Raw genomic sequence first — 22,200 nt, 5'->3', positions numbered from 1 at the left:
ATTGCAGATAATCAGATTTGCCCCACCACACCCGCCACGAGATAGTTCATGCTCTCGAGCGCGATGTCCGTCTGCGGATGACTCGTGCCCGCCGCGATTGCCGTGCCGCCCTTGTTGTCCTTCATCGGCCCCTTGAAGATGGCGTAGTCGCCCGCGACCATCTTCGTCTTGATGGCGTCTGCGTTGGTCTTCGCATCGGCCGTGACCTTCGCGCCGTATGGCGACATCTTCACGAAGCCTTCCTTGAGGCCGCCGCGCAGAATGTTGGGCTGCGGCTTGCCGCTTTGCGCATCCGTGACGAGTTCCTTGTAGGGCGTCGCCCAGTCCCACTCCGCGCCCGTGAGATAACCCTTCGGCGCGAGCGCGGCCTGGCTCGCGTGATAGCCGCAACTCATCGCACCGCGCTTCTCCGCTGTTTCGATGACGACCTTGGGACCATCGACGTGACACGTAAGCACATCGCAGCCTTGATCGATGAGACTGTTGGTCGCTTCGGCTTCCTTGACGGGCATCGACCAGTCGCCGGTGAAGATCACGTTCGTCGTGATGGCCGGATCGACCGATTGCGCGCCCAGCGTGAACGCGTTGATGTTGCGCAGCACCTGCGGAATGGGCTTGGCCGCGACGAAGCCGAGCTTCTTGCTCTTGCTCATATGACCCGCGACGACGCCGTTCAGATACTGACATTCGTCGATATAACCGAAGTAGCTCGCGATATTCGAAGGGTTGCCTTGCTTCCACAATCCGCCGCAATGCGCGAAGCGCACCTTCGGATACTTCGCGGCCATCTTCAGGACGTGAGGATCGAAATAACCGAACGAGGTCGCGAAGATGAGCGTGGCGCCGTCCTGCTCGATCATCGCTTCCATGGTCTTTTGCACGGCCACGGTTTCGGGCACGTTCTCTTCCTCGACCACTTTCACGTTGGGTAGCTTCTTGATGACTGCAGCGGCTTGCGCCTGCGCCTGGTTGTAGCCGTAGTCGCCGCGCGCGCCGACGTAGATCACGCCGACCGTGAGATTGCTCGCGCCGAACGCCAGATCGAACGGCAATGCACTGCCGAGCGCGAGCGCGCCCGCGCCCTTGATGAACTCACGGCGGTTGGTCATGGTCTCAATTCCTGTGTGGTTGGGTCGTTGGAGGTTTGACTGTCGAGCCAGGCGCGCCAGCCGCAAAAACGCGTGATGTCGCGCGCGCCGCTTTCGGCAGTGACGGCAAGCGGTTCGCAGATGAAGCCTTTGACGATGCGGCCATCCGCCGTCTCGATGCTGCCAATGCCAAGCGGCGCCGGAATCGCTTCGACGAACGCGCCAAAGGTGCGCACGGGCATGTCCCATATTTCGATGGCAATGGCTTGCCCGGCTTGCCCCGCAGAATTCGCGCGCACGAGGCCCGGCTTCGGCGGCTGCGTGTTCGCAAGCGCGAATAGCTGATAGTTAGCCGAGGTCGTCGTCGCTTCGACGAAGCGCGCGCCGGCCTTGCGCATCTGCCATTCGAGCGGCATGCCGCGTAGATGCGCGCCAACCACCGCAAGCTGCACGGTCGGCTCGTTGAACGGCAATGGCTTCGCTGCAACGGCATCTTGCTTCTGCATGCCTTCGAACTGCGCACCGAGCATGGCGAGCCGCTGATCGGCGCCAGCGGGCGCGATCAACGTGATGCCGGCGGGCAAGCCATCGGCGCGCGGGATGCCCGGCACCGCGAGCGCGCACAGATCGAGCAGGTTGACGAAGTTCGTGTAAAGCCCGAGACGGCTATTCACTTCGATAGGGTTCGCGCGCACTTCATCGATGGTCGGATGCGTCGGCGTCGTCGGCACGATCAACACGTCCACGCTTTCGAAGAGCGCTTCGGCGTGGCGCTTCAAGCGTGCGAGTTCATACTGGCCGTTGAAGGCATCGGCGGCGCTGAAGTTGTCGGCCTTGCCGATCACCTTTGCAACCACCGGGTCGATATCGTCGTGATTCGTCTTGAAGAAGTCGCCTAACGCGGCGCGCCGTTCGGCGACCCACGGACCGTCGTAAAGCAGCGCAGCGACTTGCTGCATTGGCGCAAAGGCGAACGTCGACGGCTTGAGCGCGAGCCTTTCGAGTGTCGCGGCGAAGGCATCGGCGGCAACGGTATCGCCGAAGAATTCCAGCGTGTCGGGAATGGCGACGCGCAAGGCTTGCGGCGCAAGCGGCAAAACCGGCAAGGAAGGAATGCGGCGCGAATAGCCATCGGCTGCGTCGAACGCGGCCATCGTCGAGAGGACGTGCCAGGCGTCGGCTACGTCATGCGCGAAGATCGAGATCGTATCGAGGCTCTTGCATGCGGGCACCACGCCGCGCTTGCTGACGAGACCCAGCGTCGGCTTAAGTCCAACGAGACCGTTAAAGCCTGCTGGCACACGGCCGGAGCCCGCTGTATCGGTTCCAAGCGAGAACGCGACGATGCCCGCCGCGACCGCTATCGCCGAACCCGAGCTCGATCCGCCCGAGACGTATGCGTCGTGATCGACCTGACGTACCGCGCCGAAAGGCGAACGCGTACCGACGAGGCCCGTTGCAAACTGATCGAGATTGGTCTTGCCGATAAGCACCGCGCCCGCATCGAGCAAACGCTGCACGGCGAACGCCGTCTCTTGCGGCGTATAGGCAAATGCGGGGCACGCGGCGGTGGTGGTCAAGCCTGCCACGTCGATGTTGTCCTTCACCGCGAAGGGCACGCCGAGAAGCGGCTTGCGCGCGAAGATCGCGCCGCCCTCTTCGGCGAGTTCATGCGCAAGGCTCGCGGCACGCGCACGAAGGTCGGCATGAGGCACGCGCAGCAGCCAGGCTTCGGGCCGATTGCTTGCATCGAGCCTGCGCAGCACTTCTTCGATCATGGCGATCGGATCAGTGCTGCCTTGCCTATACGATTCGATAAGCGCGTACACGCCTGAAAGCGGGTCGTGGGACATGAGTTCAATCTTGAATACAAGTTGAACGTCACTTTGCAGCATCTGTGCCAGTCAAGGCCATGACGCTCAAAAGCCTTTATCCATGGGGCTTCGTGCGTGGTCTGGTCTCATGCAAGAGGACTGATCACGTCCCAACATGGTTCGCGCAGCGTTCAAGTTGGTGCGCGGCTCCCGCTTGAAGTGCGCGAAAGACTTCAGTCGAACCCGCCTTCGGGCACGCCCTTCATGGACATGAACAGCATCCGCAACTCGCTGCCGATGCCATGAAAATGGCAGAGGAACGTGTTCTGGTCTGCGTAATACCAAGGCGTATTCAGTTCACGGAAACTGACCAGTTCGGTCGATTCCCGCGCTGGCAAGACGCCGTTCGCTTCCAGTTCGAACATGAAGTGCGCCTGATCGCCATGATTGGAAAAGGTCCAGCTTAGATCGTCCAGCCCGCGAATACGGTCGAGCGTGCCCTGCAGCACGCGCGCGTTGACGTCGGTATTGCGAAAGCCCATGACGCCTGAGTTGAAAGGCCAGCCGGCGATATCCGCGCTCAGCACGCGCTCGCGTCCGTTCATGAAGTCTTCGAGCTTGACGGTGCGATTGGTCGCGAGAATATCGGCATCGATCCAGAAGACCCAGTCGTGATGCGGCAAGTACTTGCTGAGCAGAAATGGCTTGGCCCAGTTGCCACACGCTTCGCGAGCAAAGTCGGCCGGCACCTCGCGATGCATGTACAAGGTGTAGCCGTGCTGTTCGCAGTAATCACGCAGGCTCGCTTCGCCAAAACATGCGTAATTCGCTATGTTCGGTGTGTAGAGCATGACCACGGCGATACGCTGGCCTGGCTGATAGATCGATAGCGCTTCAGACGACACGCCTTCGGGCGGCGCTATTTCGAAGAACCGCTGTGCGCTAGCGTGACACGCGTTCACATGCCGAGCGAGCGTCGTTCCCCAACGCGGCCCGTACTTGCTATAAAGGCGCGGGGTGAAGACAAGCGACAACGCCACGATCGGGGAAGCGTTCAACTCGGGAAACTGAGTCGAACACGCCGAGACGATCGGGAATCTTTCGTTGACGCTATCGGCTTCGCTCTGTACGGGCAGCGCTTCGAGCAACTGATCTTCCGTGACGAACTGGCCATAGTCGTAATACGCCCGAACCTTCGCGGCCATGCTCCTTGCAATGACGCGATTGCCTTCGGTATTTCTCAGCACCACTATCTCGCTGTTGATGCCGAAATGGCCTGTCGTCACGAGGGCATCGCGTCCGGCCATCATCGATTCGAAATCGTCGAAGCGCAAGAAGAGCGCGTTCTCGGTAGCGAAGATCAAGAGCTCGTTATCGGCTGCGCGGACCATGAGATCGCACAGCAACTGATATTTATAAACGATCCTCAGTTCAAGCGATGCAGCCCCCGCCGCGACCGGCTCGAAGCGGTGACGAGCACCCGCGCGACGGCAATATTCCGCGTGATTGACGAGCGATTCGTGAGCGTTGCGATCGAAGAAACAACTGACCAGCGTGACCATGATTGCTAAACCAGCGTAAATGAAAATGAAGGCATGAGCATAGCCAACCGTCGGGTCGAAATTGCAAATTATTGAGCGAGCCGCGTGCTTCAAATAAAGTGTAGGACGCGTGCGAATACATGCCCTCCTTTCATGCGCCATAAATCACTAGCCGCGGCGACGCATGCACGGTTATCCTCGCAAAACGACCTCGGCTAAACGCTCAGGAGAACGCTCTCCATGCCCGATACCATCGACGTTCTTATCGCCGGCGCGGGACCTGTCGGTCTCCTCCTTGCAACCGAACTGCGCCGCGACGGCATTGACGCGCGAGTGATCGACGCGCGCGCCAGCCGCGCGTTCTTCGTGAAGGCGTTGGGCGTGACCGCGCGCACGCTCGAAGTCTTCGACGATCTGGGCATCGCGCGTGAAGCCATCGATGCGGGTGTCTGGCTCACTGGCGCCGATACTTATAAGGACGGCACGCTGGCCTTCAGCGTCGAAGTGCCGCGCGAGGGCCTGCCTTATGGCGCACTCTCTCTCGCGCAATATGAAACCGAGCGCATTCTGGAAGCGGCATTCGCGCGTATGGGCGGGCACGTGCACTACGGGACAACCCTCATCGATTTCGACGATACCGGCGACAGCGTCCTCGCTCGCATGCAAGACGCCGACGGCACCATGCGTGAAATCCGCTCCCGGTGGCTGGTCGGTTGCGACGGCGCACGCAGCACCGTGCGGCATCATCTGAACGTACCGTTCGAAGGAGGGCAGTATCCGCAGACGTTCATGCTCGCCGATCTCGATGTCGACTGGCACGTTCAGCGCGGACCGATGCTGCGTTTCAACCTGTCCGCAGTGGAAGGCGTTCGTGGTGCGACGACGATTGCCGCGCTACCGGTGCGCGGTTCGGCCCGCCGTTATCGCCTCTCCATGATCCTCGGCGACGACGATGCCGCGCGCCTCGTCAATGAAACCGCGCCCGCGTTTGCCGACGTAGAACGCATCATGCTGCCGTTACTTCCGCCGGGAACGAGGCTTTCGTCGATGCGGTGGTCGTCCGTGTACCGCGTGAGTCATCGCAATGCGCAAAAGTACACGAGCGGACGCGTGTTCCTTGCGGGCGATGCCGCGCACATTCATCCGCCTGTCGGTGGCCAGGGCATGAATACAGGCTTGCAGGATGCGCACAATCTCGCGTGGAAACTCGCGCTCGTGGCGCGCGGTATCGCGAACGAAACACTGTTGTCGAGCTACGAAGCCGAACGTCGGCCGGTCGGACTGGATGTGGTCGAAGCAACGAGCCGCGCCTTGAACACCGTGCTCGTGCATGGCGAAGTGCGGCCCGCGATGCGCGAAACACAGTTGCTCGTCGGATATCGCGGCAGTGCAATCGTGGCGGATGCAAACGACGAGATCAGCGCGCAGATTGCGCCCGGCTTTCCCGCGCCTGGGGATCGCGTACCGGAATGCGGCGGGCTCGCTGAAGCGTTCGTCGGGCATGCCGTGCGACTGCGCGACCATATCGGTCGCGGGCGGCATACGCTCATCGGGTATCTGGATCGCGACATGAACGGCGACTCACGCGAATCGTTCGACGCAGCGTTTCAAGCGTGGCGCGATATGCTGGGTGACGCAGGCAATGCGGTGCTGATTACGGCGGGAAAATCGCCTGAATGCAGCGAGACGTACGCCGTTCTCGCAGATGCGGCGGGTGAATTCGCGGCTTTTTTCGGCGCGCGCAGCGGCATGATCTGGGCCCTGCGTCCGGATGGTCATATCGGCTTCAGAGGCGCTAGCGCGACGACGCTTGAATCATGGCTCACCACAATGCTCGGAAGCCCGCGGCGCGCGTGAATTCGCCGCCGCAAACGTTTTACAGTGCCGAGGACAGCTTCCAAAGGCACCGCGTCGAGCCATCGACTCAATGCAAGAACATTCGGTAAAGCGTCATCTGGGCAAAAGCCGCTTATAGCCGCTATGCTGCCAATGCAAACAATGCGCATTTAACTCCACCTGATGACTACTACTTCGATCAAAAGACGATCTCGCAAGTTAGCTGCCTGGACGATTGCTGGCGCTGCCCTTGCGGGCACGGTCACAAGCGCACAAGCTCAGGAATTTTCGGTGCTCGCCGGGCCGCTCAAGAGCAGCAGCCAGAACAGCTATTCATGGGAAGCGAACTATCGGGAAGGCCTTGGACGCTATGCGGCCTGGAGTTTTTCGTGGCTCAACGAAGGCCACATTCCCGATCATCATCGCGATGGTCAGGCCGTGCAGTTGTGGGGCCGTTTGCCGCTCTGGAACAACCGGCTCGAACTTTCCGCGGGCGCCGGTCCCTACCGTTACTTCGATACGAGCCAAGCGGAAGCCGGCAGCGGCTACTCGAATTCGCACGGTTGGGGCGGCATGTTCACGTTGCGCGCCGCGTACTACTTCGATAACCGGTGGATCGCGGAGATGAAGCTCAACCGCGTGCAGGCGTTCGGCGGTCCGGACACGACCGCGCTTCTGTTCGGTATCGGCTACCAGCTCGACGCGCCGGATGGTCGCGGTCCGCGCGCCTACGCGCCGTCGCGCAGCACGAACGTTACCAGCAACGAAGTTACGGTCATGCTCGGGCGCACGATCCTCAACAGTCTGGACTCGGAATCGAATCTCTCGGAGAGCGTTGAGTACAGGCGCGGACTGTGGCATTACGTCGACTTCACCGCGTCGTATCTTCACGAAGGCGGTCACGTGCAGTCGCGTCGCGATGGCATTGCGGCACAGCTTTGGGCCACGCGCGCATTCTTCAACGACAGGCTCACGCTCGGCGTGGGCGCGGGTCCTTATTTGTCGATCACGCAGAACGACGATTTGCCGCAAAACCGCACGGGCGATGGCCGTTTCGCGGGAGTGGTATCGGCATCGGCGAGTTATCGGTTTACCGACCGATGGCTCGCGCGTCTGACATGGAATCGCATGGTCACGCGTTATGACCGCGATTCGGACATCATCGAAGCGGGTATCGGCATGCGCTTCTGACATGGCGCAAACCCAAGGCGGGCGGGTCCGGCGATTGCGGCGCAGCTGCCGTCATTCGCAATTGGACCTGTCCCCATGCCTGATATGCGCTCCCGTGTTCTCCTGGTCTCGCCACATCTCGACGACGCCGTCTTCGGTTGCGGCGCCCTGCTCGCTGCATCCAACGAGACTATCGTCTGCAATGTCTTCACCGGCAGCCCCGAAGAAGATTTGACGACGGACTGGGACCAGCATTGCGGTTTCAGTAGCGCTCACGAAGCGATGCGCACACGCATCGACGAGGACGAGCGGGCGCTCGGATTGCTAAGCGCGCGTTCAGTCAATCTCGGCTTTCTCGATTCGCAATATGTGCCGCATACGCCGGAGTCGGCAAAACCGACGCGCGCGGCGATTCGCGATGCACTGCTGCATGTCGTGCGCGAATATCGCCCTGATCTTCTGCTGATTCCACTCGGCCTGTTCCATTCGGACCATGCGCTCACGCACTTTGCCGCTTGCGATGCATGGCTCGAACATCCCGCGCTCGCCTGCATCGGCTATGAGGAAGGGTTATATCGGCGAATGCGCGGTCTGGTGCAGCGGCGTCTCGTCGATCTGCACGGCATCGGCATCGATGCAACGCCATATGAAGCCGCCACGACGAATCTTGCGGATGCCGAACGCGCGCATGCAGTCAAGAGAAACGCCGTGCAGGCTTATACGAGCCAACTGAAGGCCTTCGGCCCCGGCGGATATGACGACGTTTTTCTTCCTGAGCGCTACTGGACGCTCGAACGTAGCGAGGATGGCCGATGAGCGCGCACGACGTCTCGTCCGTACGCCTTAGCGTTGTCGTCCTTACCTATAATCGTGCCGATGTCGTACTGCGCACGATCGCAAAACTTGCCGCCCTGCCCGATCCCGTCCGTATCGTGGTGGTCGACAATGCCTCCTCCGATAATACTGCCCGCCGTATTGCAGAAAAATTTCCCTCGGTCGATCTCGTGATTGCGTCCAAAAACATGGGCGCGGCTGGACGCAATCTCGGCGTGGCGCGTGTGCGGACAGAATACGTTGCGTTCTGCGATGACGACACCTGGTGGCAAGCTGGCTCGCTTTCGCGCGCAGTACAGTTACTAGACGCGTCGCCTCGCGTGGCTGTTTTAAGCGCTCGCGTGGTCGTCGGGGATGCCGAATCGACGGACGAAACCTGCGAGCGCATGCGCGTGAGTCCGCTCGGGTCGCATGGGCTGCCGGGGCCCGCGCTGATCGGCTTCATGGCGGGTGCGAGCGTATTCCGCACAAGCGTCTACCGCGAAATGGGCGGATATGAGCCGAAGCTTTTCATTGGCGGCGAAGAGTCGCTTCTAGCACTCGATATTCTGAGCAGCGGCCATGCGCTCGTCTATGCCGATGAGCTCGTGCTACATCACCATCCATCGGAAATACGTGACAGTGCGCTGCGCAGGCGTCTGCTTGCGCGGAATGAGGCATGGGTCGCATGGTTGCGCCTGCCGCTTGCCGAAGCGCTGCGTTCAAGTCTGAATGCCTTCTTCATCATGCGACGTGAACGCACGCTCTTACGCGACTCGCTCGCAATGTTGCGCGGTTTGCCGTGGGCGTTGTCGAAACGGCGCGTGGTTGCACGCAGCGTCCTGCTGATGCGCGCCATCGTCCGCGATGACGACCAGCGCCGCTCATCCACTGCCAGCGCGATATAGAAGCGCACCAGCACGGATTCGGCTGTGTGCGAACCCAAAACGAAATTGCTTTCGTCCGACAACGAACAAACGATTCTGCGTATTTCCATTTCAGTGGCACAACGAATGCTCTAACTCCACGACTCCGAAGGACTCGCACGATCAAGCGCGACGAGCCTACTTTGGACCTTCGTGATGGGGACGGGCACAGTGAAGATCGCACTAATCAGTGAACACGCTTCTCCACTCGCAGTGGCGGGCGGCGTCGATAGCGGCGGACAAAACATCTATGTCGCGCACGTAGCGCGGCAACTTGCACGCAGCGGTCATGAAGTCGATGTGTTCACGCGTCGCGATCGTTCTTTACTTCCGCTTGTCTCGCGCTTCGAAGGAATTCGCGTAATCAATGTTCCGGCAGGGCCGCCCGTGCAATTGCCCAAGGAGCAATTACTTCCGTTCATGGACGAATTCGCGCGCTTCATGATCGGGTTCTTCGAGAAAGAGGAAACGCCCTATCACGTGGTCCATGCAAACTTCTTCATGTCGGGACTCGTCGGCATGCGAATCAAGACTGCGCTCGGCACGCCGCTCGTCACCACGTTCCACGCGCTCGGTCGCGTGCGGCGTATTCATCAAGGCGCAGGCGATGGCTTTCCCGACGAGCGCTTCGACATAGAAGATGCGCTCGTACGCGAGTCGGATTCCGTTATCGCCGAATGTCCGCAAGATGCTGCCGATCTCATCGCGCTATATCAGGCGGAGCGTCAGCGGATCGACCTCGTGCCATGCGGCTTCGACAGCGCGGAGTTTCATCCGGTCAACAAGCATGAAGCGCGCGAGCGGCTCGGCTGGCCGCAGGACAAGTTCATTGCATTGCAACTCGGGCGCATGGTGCCGCGCAAGGGGATCGATAATGTGGTGCGCGGGATTGGCGTGTGCAATCGCGAGTTGAACGAAGACGCGCATCTCTACGTGATCGGCGGCAACTCGGATGAGGCCAACGAAATCGCGACACCGGAAATCGGCAGACTACGCGGAATAGCCCGCGAATGCGGCGTGGAAGACCGCGTCAATTTTCTCGGACGTCATGGACGCCAGCGTTTGAAGGAGTTTTATAACGCGGCGGATGTCTTCGTCACGACGCCCTGGTACGAGCCCTTCGGCATTACCCCGCTCGAGGCCATGGCCTGTGGCACGCCTGTAATCGGCGCGGATGTGGGCGGCATTCGCTACTCGGTCGCTCATCAAGAGACTGGCCTGCTCGTTCCGCCGAAAGACCCGCATGCACTGGCGGCCGCGCTTGCCATGCTCAAGCGCGATCCCGCGCTCGCCGAAAGCATGGGCGCGGCGGGGTTGGAACGTGCGCGCTCGATGTTCACATGGACCGGCGTCGCGCAAGCGCTCGAACGCGTCTATGCGCGCGTGGCGGAAGTGGAATTTTCGAACACCGTGCTCGATGAGCGCAGTGCTTACGGTGGCGCTTCCGCATGAAGCCGACGCTCCTTCGCCCTGCCGTGTTTCTGGATAAGGACGGCACCTTGCTCGACGACGTGCCTTACAACGTCGACCCGCTGAAGATGCGTCTTGCACCTGGCGCCGTCAATGCGCTCGCGCTCTTCGCACGCATGGACGTACCGGTCGTCGTCATCAGCAATCAAAGCGGCGTGGCGCTTGGCAAGTTCGATGAAGCGGCGCTCGTCGATGTCGAACGCACGCTGCATGAATTTGCGGCGCGCGCAGGCGCGCGACTCGCTGGCGTGTACTTCTGCCCGCACCATCCACGAGGAACGGTGGCGAAATACCGGAAAATATGCGAATGCCGCAAGCCAGCGCCCGGCATGATCGAACGCGCGGCGCGTGACCTCGGTCTTGATCTTGCACGTAGCTGGTTCGTCGGAGACATACTCGACGATGTCGAAGCGGGTCATCGTGCAGGTTGCCGCGCCGTGCTTATCGACAATGGCAACGAGACGTTATGGCAGCGTGGCCCACAGCGCGAGCCCGACGCCATTGCGAAAGACATGCACGAAGCAGCGCGCAGGATTGAAGCGGCATGGCATGGGGAGCTTGCAGCGTGAAGCGCGAGCGAATCCCTGTCGTCGCCATCGCGCCTCACGCGCGCGCACCGGAGTCGCGTCCGCAAGGCGTCTGGGGCGAGAACGTCAAGCGCATCCTCTGCGTACGTACCGACAATCTCGGCGACGTGCTGATGACGACGCCTGCTCTGCACGCTCTCAAACATGCGTATCCCGGACGGCATCTGAGCTTGCTTGCATCGCGTTCGGGTGCGATGGCCGCGCGCTTCATCGAAGATATCGACGACGTGATCGAGTATGACGCGCCGTGGGTCAAGCATGACACGCCCGTCGACGCGAGTCGCGATCTTGCGATGCTCGAACGCATTCGAACGCTCGGCTTCGATGCCGCCGTGATCTTCACGGTCTATAGCCAGAATCCTTTGCCTGCCGCAATGTTTTGTCATCTTGCGGGTATCCCTCGAAGGTTGGCGCATTGCCGCGAGAATCCCTACGGTTTGCTCACCGACTGGGTTGCCGAAACTGAACCGCAGAACGGCACACGTCACGAGGTCGAGCGTCAGCTTGCGTTGGTCGCTCAGGTAGGCGCACGCGCCGATGACAGGCGCATGCGCTTCACGGTTCGCGACGGCGATGAGGCATCGCTTGCGCAGAAGTTCGATGCACGCGGCATCGATCTTCATGCGCCTTTTTTCATGATGCATCCAGGTGCAACGGCAGCATCGCGTCGTTATCCGCCGGACCGCTTCGCGGAGGTCGCGCAAGCGCTCAACGCGCGCACGGGCTGGCCAGTCGTCGTCACGGGCTCGGCAAGCGAAGCGGATTTGTGTCGCGAGGTAAGCGGCGGTCACGGCGGCATTAGCGACCTGTCGGGCGCACTCGACCTCGGCGAACTGGCCGCTCTCGTGAAGCACGCACGCGTCCTTGTTTCAAACAATAGCGGTCCCGTTCATATTGCCTCTGCGCTCGGCACGCCTGTAGTCGATCTCTATGCACTCACCAATCCGCAACATACGCCATGGCAGACGCCGCATAGCGTGCTCAATCACGATGTGCCGTGCCGATGGTGCTATCGCAGCATCTGTCCCGAAGGACATCATTTGTGCCTCCTCGGCGTGAGCGTAGATGAAGTAATCGACGCTGTGATGTCGCTTTGCGATGCCCGCGCAGACGCTGCCGCCCCTCTCTCGATCCATCCATAAGGTTCGCTTTCCATGTACACCCTCGGAATCAATGCGGTCTATCACGACAGCGCGGCTGCGCTGATCAAGGACGGTGTCGTCGTTGCGGCAGCGGAAGACGAACGCTTCACGCACGTCAAGCATGCGAAGCGTCCGGTGCCGTTTTCGACATGGCAATTGCCCTTCGACGCCATCGACTATTGCCTCAAAGAGGCTGGTATCGAACTGGCGGATGTCGATCATGTCGCCTATTCATACGACCCGCATCTGCTTTCCGCCATGCCACGGCAGCCTAAAGCGAGCATTGCGTTGCCATTCATGCCGTCCGAGCATTCGAGCGGCAACCCATCCGAATCGCCTTGGGACCCGCTTTTTTTAAGCTATATCGTCAATGCGCGCGGTCAATTGGTGGATGGCGCGCCGCATCATCTGAAGAAGCGTTTCGCAAGCAGCGGACGCGCGCCGCGGTTCGACTGGCATTACGTCGATCATCATCTGTCGCATGAAGCGAGCGCGTTTCTCGCTGCGCCCTTCGAAGATACCGCCGTGCTTACCATGGACGGACGCGGTGAAGGCGTAACAACGAGTCTCGGGCAATTCGTCAACGGACAGTACGAGCGCGTCAAACAGGTGGAACTGCCGCATTCGCTTGGGCTGCTCTATGAGACCGTCACCGACTATTTGGGCTTTCTGCATTCCTCGGACGAATACAAGGTCATGGCGCTGGCTTCGTTCGGCAAGCCGGCTTACGTGGACCAGTTTCGCGAGATCGTGAAATATCGCCATGACGGCACTTATACCGTCGATGCCCCGCGCCTGGAAGAACGCTTCGGTCGGCGTCGTGAGCGCGGCGGTCCGCTCGATCAGCATCATTACGATATCGCGCATTCGTTGCAAGTCGTGCTCGAAGACACGGCGCTCGAATTGGCAAAGTGGTTGCACGAGCGAACTGGTTTATCGAAGCTCGCGATGGCAGGCGGCGTGGCACTCAATTGCGTGATGAACGCGCGTCTGCGCGACCGTGGCCCGTTCGAAGAGATCTGGGTGCAACCTGCGGCCGGCGATGCCGGTACCGCGCTGGGCGCGGCGCTTTGGACGGACTATCGCGAACGAGAGAAGCAAGGCGACCGCAGCCGCAAATGGCGCATGGATCACGCATATCTCGGCCCGCGTTATGACGACAACGAAGTCGAACAGTTTCTCAAGTGGGCCAAGGCGCCGTATCGGAAGCTCGATAACGTCGCGGGCGAAACAGCCGATCTGCTCGCGCGGAATCGCGTGATCGGTTGGTATCAGGGCCGCACGGAATTCGGACCGCGCGCACTCGGCGCACGTTCGATACTTGCATCGCCGATCGATCCGTCCATGCAAGCGAAGCTCAACGAGATCAAGGATCGTGAAGACTTCCGTCCTGTTGCGCCGGTGGTCATGGAAGAACACGCGGTCGACTGGTTCGTCGATGCATGCGTGGCGCCTTTCATGCTCTTCGTCTTCGACGTGCGCGAAGAGATGAAGCCGAAGATTCCGGCCGTGACGCATATCGATGGCACGGCGCGCGTACAGACCGTGAACCGCTCGCAACATCCGCTCTATTACGACCTGCTCGCCGCATTCAAGGCACGCACGGGCGTACCGGTGCTCGTCAACACGTCGTTCAACACGCGTGGCGAACCGATGGTCAACTCGCCGCGCGATGCGCTCGAATCTTTCTGGACGTCGCCGCTGGATGCGCTCGTCATCGGTTCTTTCTTAATCGAAAAACCCGGAGCACATGCATGAGCACGGTTTCCGGCGGCTTTAGCTTCGATGGCGCCGACGCTTTCGAAAGGAGCGAGAGCGCGGTAACGCCATCATCGTTCGCGTACGACGTGAGCGTAGCCGTGCCGACTTATCGTCGTCCCGACATGCTCGAACGATGCTTGCGCGCGGTGATGGCGCAGGACATGCGCGCATCGCGTTACGAGATCATCGTCTGCGACGACGGTCCCGATGATGCCACGCGCGCCAAGGTCATGGCGCTTGCACGCGAATGCGAGACAACCGAGCCGCGCGGCCCGCGTATTCGCTATGTTCCCGTCACCGCGACGCAAGGGCCTGCGGGTGCGCGCAACGCGGGATGGCGTGCGGCGCAGTCACGTTTCATCGCATTCACCGATGACGACACCATCCCCGATGCGCAGTGGCTAAGTGCGGGCGTGGCCGCGCTCGATGCCGGCGCGGATGCGGTGTCCGGACGCATCGTCGTGCCGCTTCCCGCGCGGCCGACCGACTACGAACAGGACGCGGCAGGTCTTTCGAGCGCAGAGTTCGCAACGGCCAATACCTTCGTCAAGCGCTCCGCGATGGACCGTATAGGCGGATTCGATGCGCGTTTTACATCTGCGTGGCGCGAAGATTCGGATCTGCAATTTCAACTCCTGCGCAGCGGCGCGCATATCGTCCGTTCGCACGATGCGATGGTGTTGCACCCCGTGCGCCCCGCACGTTGGGGCGTGAGCTTGTCGCAACAGAAGAAGAGTCAGTTCGATGCGTTGCTTTACAAGAAGCATCCTGCGTTGTTCAGATCGCGCATACGCAGCACGCCGCCCGTGTTGTATTACATGATCCTCGCGGTGGTCGTGGCGGCCATCGTCGCTTACGCACTGCGTTTCAACTCGCTCGCCATTGCCTGCGTGATTGCGTGGCTCGCCATGAGCGGTTGGTTCTGTGTAAAGCGCCTGATGAAGACAGCGCTTACGGCATCGCACGTGCTCGAAATGGCGTGGACGTCGCTGTGGATTCCGTTTCTCTCGATCTACTGGCGGCTATACGGCGCCTTCAAATTTCGCGTGGTGTTCGTATGATCGAACGCATCGCTATTTTCAGGGCTTTGCAGCTTGGCGATATGCTCTGCTGCGTCCCCGCGTTGCGCGCGTTACGAGCTGCTCATCCGCGTGCGCATATCGTGCTGATAGGGCTACCGTGGGCAAGCAGTTTCGTGACGCGCTATCGTCCGCTGATCGATGAACTCGTTCCCTTTCCCGGCGCTGTCGGTTTTCCCGAGCAGGAAGAAACCGATGCGGGTTTGCCGTCATTCTGGAGCGCGATGCAGGAGCGCCGCTTCGATCTTGCGGTTCAGCTGCATGGCAGCGGCGGCGTGGCGAACGATATCGTCGAACGAATGGGCGCGCATTCGAACGCCGGCTATCTGAAGCCTGATGAAGCGATGCGCGAAGGCGTCTTCATTCCCTGGCCCGATACGCTGCCCGAGATAGCACGCTATAACGCACTGATGGATGCGCTCGGTATCGATGCAAGCCATACCGATCTCGACATCCCATTGAGCGACGAAGACATCCAAGAATGCGCCGGGTTGCTCGATGCTTATGAACTCGATTCCACGCGACTCGTGCTCGTGCATGCGGGTTCGCAACTGCCTTCACGCCGCTGGCCCGCCGAACGCTTTGCGCAAGTGGCTTTATCGCTTGCCCATGCGGGTTGGCAGATCGCATTGACTGGCAGCGCGGGAGAAGCGCCGATCACGTCGCATATAGCGCGGGCATTGGAAGGCTGCAATGCAATCGACCTGACCGGAAAGACATCGCTAGGCGGCCTCGCCGCGCTCGTAGCCAAGGCGCAACTCGTTGTCTGCAACGACACCGGCATATCGCATATCGCGGCGGCGATGCGTACGAAAAGCGTCGTCATCGCGTCAGGTAGCGACACGCGCCGCTGGGCGCCGCTCGACCATGAACGTCATCGCGTGCTGGCGGATTATCCGTCGTGTCGTCCCTGCTCGTTTCGCGACTGTCCGTATGGGCATCCATGCGCGCTGAATATCAGCGTTGCACAGGTACTGGATGTCGCACATGCGCAGCTGCTCGAACCTCGATTCCATACGGCCCCGATCCATGCTCACTGCTGATAACCGACGCCTGCGTGTTCTGACATGGCACGTGCACGGCAACTACATGTACTACTTGAGTCAGGCGAAGCACGACTTCTATCTCGTCACGAAGCCCGGCCATCCTCCGGGCTACGCGGGCAAGGTCGGCGTCTTGCCGTGGGGCGACAATGTCCACGAAGTGCCTTATGACGAAGTGGCTTCGCAAGATTTCGATGTCGTGCTCTTTCAGCATCGCACGCATTGGGACGACGACCGCTTGAATCTCTTGAGCAATGCACAACGCCGTTTGCCGCGCGTCTATATCGAGCATGATCCGCCGCAGGAGAATGCCTTCGAACAGCGGCATTGGGTGCAAGATCGCGACACGCTGCTCGTGCATGTGACCCACTTCAACCGCCTCATGTGGGACAGCGGCGAGACGCCGACGCAGGTGATCGAACATGGTGTCGTGGTGCCCGACAGCGTGCGCTATAGCGGCGAGAAAGAACGCGGCATTGTCATCATCAATCATCTGAAGCAGCGTGGACGCAGGCTCGGTCACGATGTATTCACCGAAGCCGCGCGGCGTGTGCCGCTCGACCTAGTCGGCATGGATGCTCACGCAGCGGGAGGACTCGGCGAGATCGGCAACCTCGATCTCGCGTCTTTCAGCGCGCAATACCGTTTCTTTTTCAATCCGATTCGCTGGACGAGCCTCGGTCTCGCAATCGTCGAGGCGATGACGATAGGCATGCCTATTGTCGGCCTCGCGACGACCGAGCTTGCAACCGTCATTCGCAACGGCGAAAGCGGCTTCATCCATACCGATACGGACCAGTTGATCGATGCCATGCAACACCTTCTACGCGATCCCGCCGAGGCCCGCCGGCTCGGTGAAGGTGCACGCAAGGTGGCGTTGGAACGCTTTCATATCGATCGCTTCGCAGCCGAGTGGGAAGCCACGCTGCGTCACGTCTGCAGCTAAACATCATTTTAGAGAACAGCCATGAAGGAAGCCTTTCGCAAGCGCATTCTGGTCACGGGAGGTGCGGGCTTTCTCGGCTCGCATCTATGTGAACGCCTGCTCGCTCAAGGACACGATGTCTTGTGCGTCGACAATTTTTATACCGGCACGAAGGACAACATCGCGCATCTGCTGGACAGCGCGAATTTCGAACTGATGCGCCACGACGTGACGTTTCCGCTCTATGTGGAAGTGGACCAGATCTATAACCTCGCATGCCCCGCTTCGCCCATTCATTACCAGTACGATCCCGTTCAGACCACGAAGACGAGCGTGCATGGCGCGATCAACATGTTGGGTCTCGCCAAACGTGTGAAGGCGCGCATCTTTCAGGCATCGACGAGTGAAGTGTACGGTGACGCACGCGTGCATCCGCAACAAGAAGCTTATTGGGGCAATGTAAATCCTATCGGTCCGCGTTCTTGCTATGACGAAGGCAAGCGTTGCGCCGAAACACTCTTCATGGATTATCGGCGGCAGCATGGCCTCAACATCAAGATCGCGAGAATCTTCAATACGTATGGGCCGCGCATGCATCCCGCCGATGGCCGCGTGGTGTCCAACTTCATGATGCAGGCGCTCGCTAACGAGCCGATCACCGTTTATGGCGAAGGCACGCAGACGCGCTCATTCTGTTATGTCGACGATATGGTCGACGCCTTCATCCGCCTCATGAACACGCCCGATGACGTCACGGGTCCAGTCAATCTAGGTAACCCGCACGAACTTTCGATGCTGGACATTGCTAAACGCATCATCGCGTTGACGGGTTCGAGCTCCGAGATCGTGTTTCATCCATTGCCGATGGATGATCCGTGGCATCGTCAACCGGATATCACGCAGGCGCGCACGCTGCTCGACTGGCAACCCGTGACGGAACTCGATGAAGGCTTGCAGCGCACGGCGCGGTACTTCCGCCAGATCACCGAGGCGCAACGCACGATGGCGGCGTTCGCCAGTTGAATGCGAGGTAGGACGAAGGCCGCTTTCAGAGAATCGAAGGCGGCCTTCGCTTTGAAGACAAGCGAAACGCAGGTCTTGCCTGCTTTACGGATGGGCTAATGCATCATCCCTTCTGGTTGCCATGTGGAACCGGCGCACTGATAACGATGCTCACGTTTGTCGACGCAGACGAACTACTCGACGCCTTCGCGCTGCCACCGGCCACCGACGCGTAAGCCAAGGCATCGCGCTTGATAGATTCCATTTTGAAACTCCCTTCGATTAAGCAAGTAAATGAACATGGCCCGCAAGTGAGCCGATCTACCCCTTCCGCGAGGTTGGGGAGCGCACATCTTCACGTCGATCGCATTACTACTGGTAGTACATGGTCATTGTCATTGTCGTGTTGGCCGGACCGGGGGATAACGGACCTGCCCGGTAATAACGTGCGGTCATTGCGACGGTGTAACTCGAAGCGACTGCTCCGTTGAAACCATTCAAGGTAAGGTTCGTTCCAAACGGAATTGCCGCGCCCGCACTGTCGAATAGCTGAATGCCGACGCCTCCTGCCGAAGGCGTGCCGCTTAGTGCCGCAACATTGCTGAAGCCCGACACCGTCCCATTCGCCGGATCGATCCGGTATTGAACACTATGGATCATGCCCGCCGTAGTGCCCTCCACGGGCGTGCCTGCGGGACAGTTGTCAAAGCTCATATTGAAAGATGCCGACTTGCGCGGTGCGGGTCCCAATGCCGGTAGGTCCGTCAGGGCTAGCGTGCCCATTGGCACCGTTACATCGGGTGTGCGGCATGTCAGAACGGTGATGATCACCGGCGTCATGTTGAAGTCGATCGAACCCGAAGCCGCGTTGTATCCAGGAGGACTTTTCCCTTGGTCTCCCACGAGAACGCCCTCGCGATCAATCCGGAAACTGTACCCGGGGTAACGTCACCGATCTTCACGAGGGCCGCTATGAGCTGTCCGCCATTGTCCACCGGGCTACCGACATTGTTTCTCTCGTATCCTAAAACCGGAAAGTCCCACGGGCCGTATTGCGTTTTAGCGGCATAGACTGTTCCTCCAAGTGCGATCCCGATGCCAGGCACATTAGTCGCATAGACCGAAAATTCGACGCCATTGTAGGAGGCTTTATAGCGGGTTGGCGCACCGGCGACGATACCTGCCAGCTCGAAATCGGTGCCGGTGTACCAGCCATCGGACACAGTGCAGGTCCAATAGTTTGGAGTGGCGGCAGACACGGACCATGCACTCAGAAGCGATCCGTCGGGCAGGTCGCGCGCCACGGCTATCGTAGACGGAAAAGAAAGCGTGAATGCGCTGTAGTTGGAATGGCAAGACGCGCTGGCCCATGCGGCGGAAGGAATCATTCCGGCCAGCATAAGCCAGGCCGCTGCATGCCGTGCAACGGCACGGACGATTGTGTTTAAACGGTTCATCGAAGTTATGATCTCAAGTGATCTGTCGAGGATCATCGGCAGACTCCATCAGCTATGCTAAGTGAATTAGGCGTGCTGGCCAGCGGCAGTTTTGGCAACGCGTAGCGAACCACGCAACGCTGCTCGGGAGCGTCTCCCCATTTGACATTGAGCGTTCCCTCATCGCTCTTGAGTCCGGTGGCAATGATGCGGCTGCCCTGCGCCACGGTGCCCACGGTGTCGTCCTTGCCATCCGAAACTTGCGCGCCGAACGGAAGCGGCTTGCCGCTTGCCTGAAGAACATGCATCAGGGCGGGCTTGCCCATGTTCTCAGTGTCGAACTCGAGTTTCACCACGGCGCCCGCAGTCGGCGTAGCGCGTTGTACGGTCGACTTGAGTTGCACGTTGAGCGGTAGCCCTTTAGGATCGATCTCGACCTCGTTGTCGGAATAAGGCTGCACGCCGGAGACGATGGCGTGTCCCCATGGATCGACACGAAGACCTGCGCCATTCGCGAGCCTTGCGCCCGCCGCGTCTTTCGCTTCGATGACGGCGACGGTGTCGCTCATGTTTGGCGCGAATGCCGCGCCGCCTTGCCAGGCCACCACGCCACCGGAAATGCCCGCGCCGTATTGCGAGTAGTCGCGTCCCTTGCTTGCGTTGACCGACAGCGAGGAAAATGGCGATACATAGCCTAGATTTCCACCCACGCTGGCGGTATTGCCGCTCGTTCGATCGCCATCACTGAACGACGCATTCATGCCATATGAAAGCGCGCTGTCCGAGCCAAGCGTGCCCGTCACCGATTCCTGAAGGCTGGAGTTGCCGTTGCCGGTGTCGTGCTGAAAGCTGGTCGAAGACTGAGGAGCGTGCGAGCCCCAACCGAGCGGCACCATCGCCGTCAACATGAAGCGGTTATCCCATCGCTTGTTGTCCACCTGGTATTGACGGATGACCGACGCCCCGTAGGTCAGGCGCTTCCAGCTATTGTTGTAGCCGAGCTGAAACTGCGTATCGCGCGATGTCCGGTTCCAGTATGTCGTGAGCGAGCCCACCGCGTAGATGGCGCCAAAGCGTCCGCTATCGCCTAGTCCTTGATTCAGCGTGAACTGCAAGCGCGACTTTTGAGGAGCGGACATCGAACCGAGCTGATGATCGCTGATCAGTTGACGCGTCGTGGCCGCATCTGGCAGGCTCAGAAAACCGCCAGTCGAATATCGATAGGCCGCGATTGCAATGTTGGTGTTGGTCGGCTCGAACATTCGGGCATAGCTTAGGCGAGCGCTCGTCCCATTCCGTGTTCCGAAGCCCTTGAAGCTCGCGCTCGATTCCGTCACGTCGAACCCGAATGCGCCGAATTTTGTATTGAGCGCCACGCCGGCGAGCGCGGAGAAATACATGTCCGCACCGGTGATACCGCCATACAGCGTCACACGGTTACTCATGCCGCGCTGAACCGTGAACTGAGATACGAACGGATGAATTCTCACGGCCGGGTCGCGATACTCGCCAATTGCCGCGCTATAGCGTGTTACACCGGGGCGCAGCGCGTTGACGGCAGCGGCATATGGAATCGAGGAAACGTGGGTCGTACCGTCCGCCTCCGTAACAAGTAGCTCCAGATTTCCACCATAGCCCGTGGGGTAGAGATCGTCGATTTCGAACGCACCGGGCGCGACCGTCGTCTCGTAGATCACGTTGCCGTTCTGGCGAATCTGCACTTTCGCATTGCTGCTTGCAATGCCCCGAACGACTGGCGCATAGCCGCGCTGCGACTCGGGAACCATCCGGTCATCCGTGCCTAGCGTCACGCCTCGCACGCCGTAGCTGTCGAACAGCGCGCCGTCGGTGAAGGTGTCGCCTGCAATGAATTGGCTCTTGATGTCCTTGAACGCGCGCTGCACGTAAGTCTGCACGCTTTGATAATGCTGCCCGCCGAGATTCCCGCGCGTAAGGTTTCCCTGATAGCGAAAGCGCCACGGTCCGGCGTTGAGACCGGCGTTGACGCCGAGGTATTGCGTGTCGGTTCGGGCGCTTCCCGACTCGCTGTGATAAGCGTTTGCGGAATATTGAAGCAAAGCGGCTGGCACGCCATCATCCCAATACTTCGGATCGACATAGCCACGCGCACGTTTGAGCATGACGATCTGCGGCACGCTTACATCGAGCCGCTGTTCGCCGCTGTCGAACGTTGCAGTCGCGTTCTGTATCAGGTCGGGAAGTTCAAGGCATTCCCCGCTGTCGTTCTCTAGCCTTGCGGATGCCTCGGACGAGAGCTTCCTCAAGTCCACGCTGGACTTTTCGAGCCATCCGGTCGTGACGCACGGATGCACTGTCCCGGTCCCGGGCGTGGATTCGCGTAGCTCGATATCGAGCTTGCCTTTCCAGACATCGTTCACGTAGAGGTCGGAGCGATAGGTGCCAGGCAATACGCGCTGTCCCTGGTTGAAGCGAGAGATGTCGACTTTCCCGCCGTCGCCCGTGTCGAGAAATTGCTCGTTGAATTCGACCGCTGCAACTTGCGCGGATGCATCCCACGCATGAGCGCTTACACCAATCGCCGCCAA

The 22,200-nt window shown here is 60.1% G+C and carries 18 protein-coding genes; 12 read left to right on the top strand and 6 right to left on the bottom strand.

What is annotated here, in order from left to right:
• Positions 1-11 precede the first annotated feature (11 nt).
• From NCR40_RS16815 to NCR40_RS16805, 3 genes are all read right to left on the bottom strand, one after another.
• A complete protein-coding gene (locus tag NCR40_RS16815) occupies positions 12-1,109 on the bottom strand; it encodes a BMP family ABC transporter substrate-binding protein (protein WP_250466967.1) in 1,098 nt (365 codons plus the stop codon).
• Positions 1,106-2,941: an allophanate hydrolase gene (atzF, locus tag NCR40_RS16810; RefSeq protein ID WP_250510033.1), complete on the bottom strand. Its 1,836-nt coding sequence runs from the start codon at positions 2,939-2,941 to the stop codon at positions 1,106-1,108. Before atzF ends, NCR40_RS16815 begins: the two co-directional genes overlap by 4 nt.
• Before the next feature lie 194 nt (positions 2,942-3,135).
• Positions 3,136-4,464, bottom strand: coding sequence for a glycosyltransferase family protein (locus NCR40_RS16805; RefSeq protein ID WP_250510032.1), 1,329 nt, complete (start codon positions 4,462-4,464; stop codon positions 3,136-3,138).
• A gap of 219 nt (positions 4,465-4,683) precedes the next feature.
• Here NCR40_RS16805 and NCR40_RS16800 point away from each other — a divergent pair, with 219 nt between their 5' ends.
• The 12 genes from NCR40_RS16800 (at position 4,684) to NCR40_RS16745 (ending at position 18,218) form a co-directional block, all read left to right on the top strand.
• A complete protein-coding gene (locus NCR40_RS16800; RefSeq protein WP_250510031.1) occupies positions 4,684-6,300 on the top strand; it encodes an FAD-dependent monooxygenase in 1,617 nt (538 codons plus the stop codon).
• Between the two features lie 162 nt (positions 6,301-6,462).
• Entirely contained in the window at positions 6,463-7,470 is a 1,008-nt protein-coding gene (locus NCR40_RS16795; RefSeq protein WP_250510030.1) for a hypothetical protein, read from the top strand.
• Positions 7,471-7,545: 75 nt separating this feature from the next.
• Positions 7,546-8,265 (top strand): PIG-L deacetylase family protein, encoded by a 720-nt coding sequence (locus tag NCR40_RS16790; protein WP_250510029.1) that lies wholly within the window; start codon positions 7,546-7,548, stop codon positions 8,263-8,265.
• The gene (locus tag NCR40_RS16785) at positions 8,262-9,170 is read left to right on the top strand and encodes a glycosyltransferase family 2 protein (protein WP_250510028.1); all 909 of its coding nucleotides are present in this window, start codon (positions 8,262-8,264) and stop codon (positions 9,168-9,170) included. Before NCR40_RS16790 ends, NCR40_RS16785 begins: the two co-directional genes overlap by 4 nt.
• A 189-nt stretch (positions 9,171-9,359) precedes the next feature.
• Positions 9,360-10,640, top strand: coding sequence for a glycosyltransferase family 4 protein (locus tag NCR40_RS16780; protein ID WP_250510027.1), 1,281 nt, complete (start codon positions 9,360-9,362; stop codon positions 10,638-10,640).
• Positions 10,637-11,227 carry a D-glycero-alpha-D-manno-heptose-1,7-bisphosphate 7-phosphatase gene (locus NCR40_RS16775; RefSeq protein ID WP_250510026.1) on the top strand — a complete coding sequence of 197 codons (591 nt, stop codon included), beginning with the start codon at positions 10,637-10,639 and terminating at the stop codon, positions 11,225-11,227. Before NCR40_RS16780 ends, NCR40_RS16775 begins: the two co-directional genes overlap by 4 nt.
• Positions 11,203-12,387 carry a lipopolysaccharide heptosyltransferase II gene (waaF, locus tag NCR40_RS16770; protein ID WP_250510025.1) on the top strand — a complete coding sequence of 395 codons (1,185 nt, stop codon included), beginning with the start codon at positions 11,203-11,205 and terminating at the stop codon, positions 12,385-12,387. The genes NCR40_RS16775 and waaF overlap by 25 nt, the downstream gene beginning before the upstream one ends.
• A gap of 12 nt (positions 12,388-12,399) precedes the next feature.
• Complete coding sequence (locus tag NCR40_RS16765) at positions 12,400-14,145, top strand: carbamoyltransferase family protein (protein ID WP_250510024.1); 1,746 nt, start codon at positions 12,400-12,402, stop codon at positions 14,143-14,145.
• Positions 14,142-15,209, top strand: coding sequence for a glycosyltransferase family 2 protein (locus NCR40_RS16760; RefSeq protein ID WP_250510023.1), 1,068 nt, complete (start codon positions 14,142-14,144; stop codon positions 15,207-15,209). Before NCR40_RS16765 ends, NCR40_RS16760 begins: the two co-directional genes overlap by 4 nt.
• Positions 15,206-16,270 (top strand): glycosyltransferase family 9 protein, encoded by a 1,065-nt coding sequence (locus NCR40_RS16755; RefSeq protein ID WP_250510022.1) that lies wholly within the window; start codon positions 15,206-15,208, stop codon positions 16,268-16,270. Before NCR40_RS16760 ends, NCR40_RS16755 begins: the two co-directional genes overlap by 4 nt.
• Positions 16,257-17,216, top strand: coding sequence for a glycosyltransferase family 4 protein (locus NCR40_RS16750; protein ID WP_250510021.1), 960 nt, complete (start codon positions 16,257-16,259; stop codon positions 17,214-17,216). Before NCR40_RS16755 ends, NCR40_RS16750 begins: the two co-directional genes overlap by 14 nt.
• Before the next feature lie 21 nt (positions 17,217-17,237).
• On the top strand, positions 17,238-18,218 hold the full coding sequence (locus NCR40_RS16745; protein WP_250510020.1) for a UDP-glucuronic acid decarboxylase family protein: 981 nt from the start codon (positions 17,238-17,240) through the stop codon (positions 18,216-18,218).
• Positions 18,219-18,569: 351 nt separating this feature from the next.
• Here NCR40_RS16745 and NCR40_RS16740 read toward each other — a convergent pair whose 3' ends face one another.
• Genes NCR40_RS16740 through NCR40_RS16730 form a run of 3 tightly spaced genes read right to left on the bottom strand, consistent with a single transcriptional unit; the run spans position 18,570 to position 22,200 of the window.
• Positions 18,570-19,037 carry a fimbrial protein gene (locus NCR40_RS16740; RefSeq protein WP_250510019.1) on the bottom strand — a complete coding sequence of 156 codons (468 nt, stop codon included), beginning with the start codon at positions 19,035-19,037 and terminating at the stop codon, positions 18,570-18,572.
• Entirely contained in the window at positions 19,034-19,690 is a 657-nt protein-coding gene (locus NCR40_RS16735) for a hypothetical protein (RefSeq protein ID WP_250510018.1), read from the bottom strand. Before NCR40_RS16735 ends, NCR40_RS16740 begins: the two co-directional genes overlap by 4 nt.
• Positions 19,687-22,200: a fimbria/pilus outer membrane usher protein gene (locus NCR40_RS16730; protein ID WP_250510017.1), complete on the bottom strand. Its 2,514-nt coding sequence runs from the start codon at positions 22,198-22,200 to the stop codon at positions 19,687-19,689. Before NCR40_RS16730 ends, NCR40_RS16735 begins: the two co-directional genes overlap by 4 nt.

Origin of the sequence: Caballeronia sp. GACF4, from assembly GCF_023631025.1 — a bacterium.
Lineage (GTDB): Bacteria > Pseudomonadota > Gammaproteobacteria > Burkholderiales > Burkholderiaceae > Caballeronia.
The sequence above is the reverse complement of the archived record's forward strand: the minus strand, read 5'-3'. Positions and strand labels throughout refer to the sequence as shown.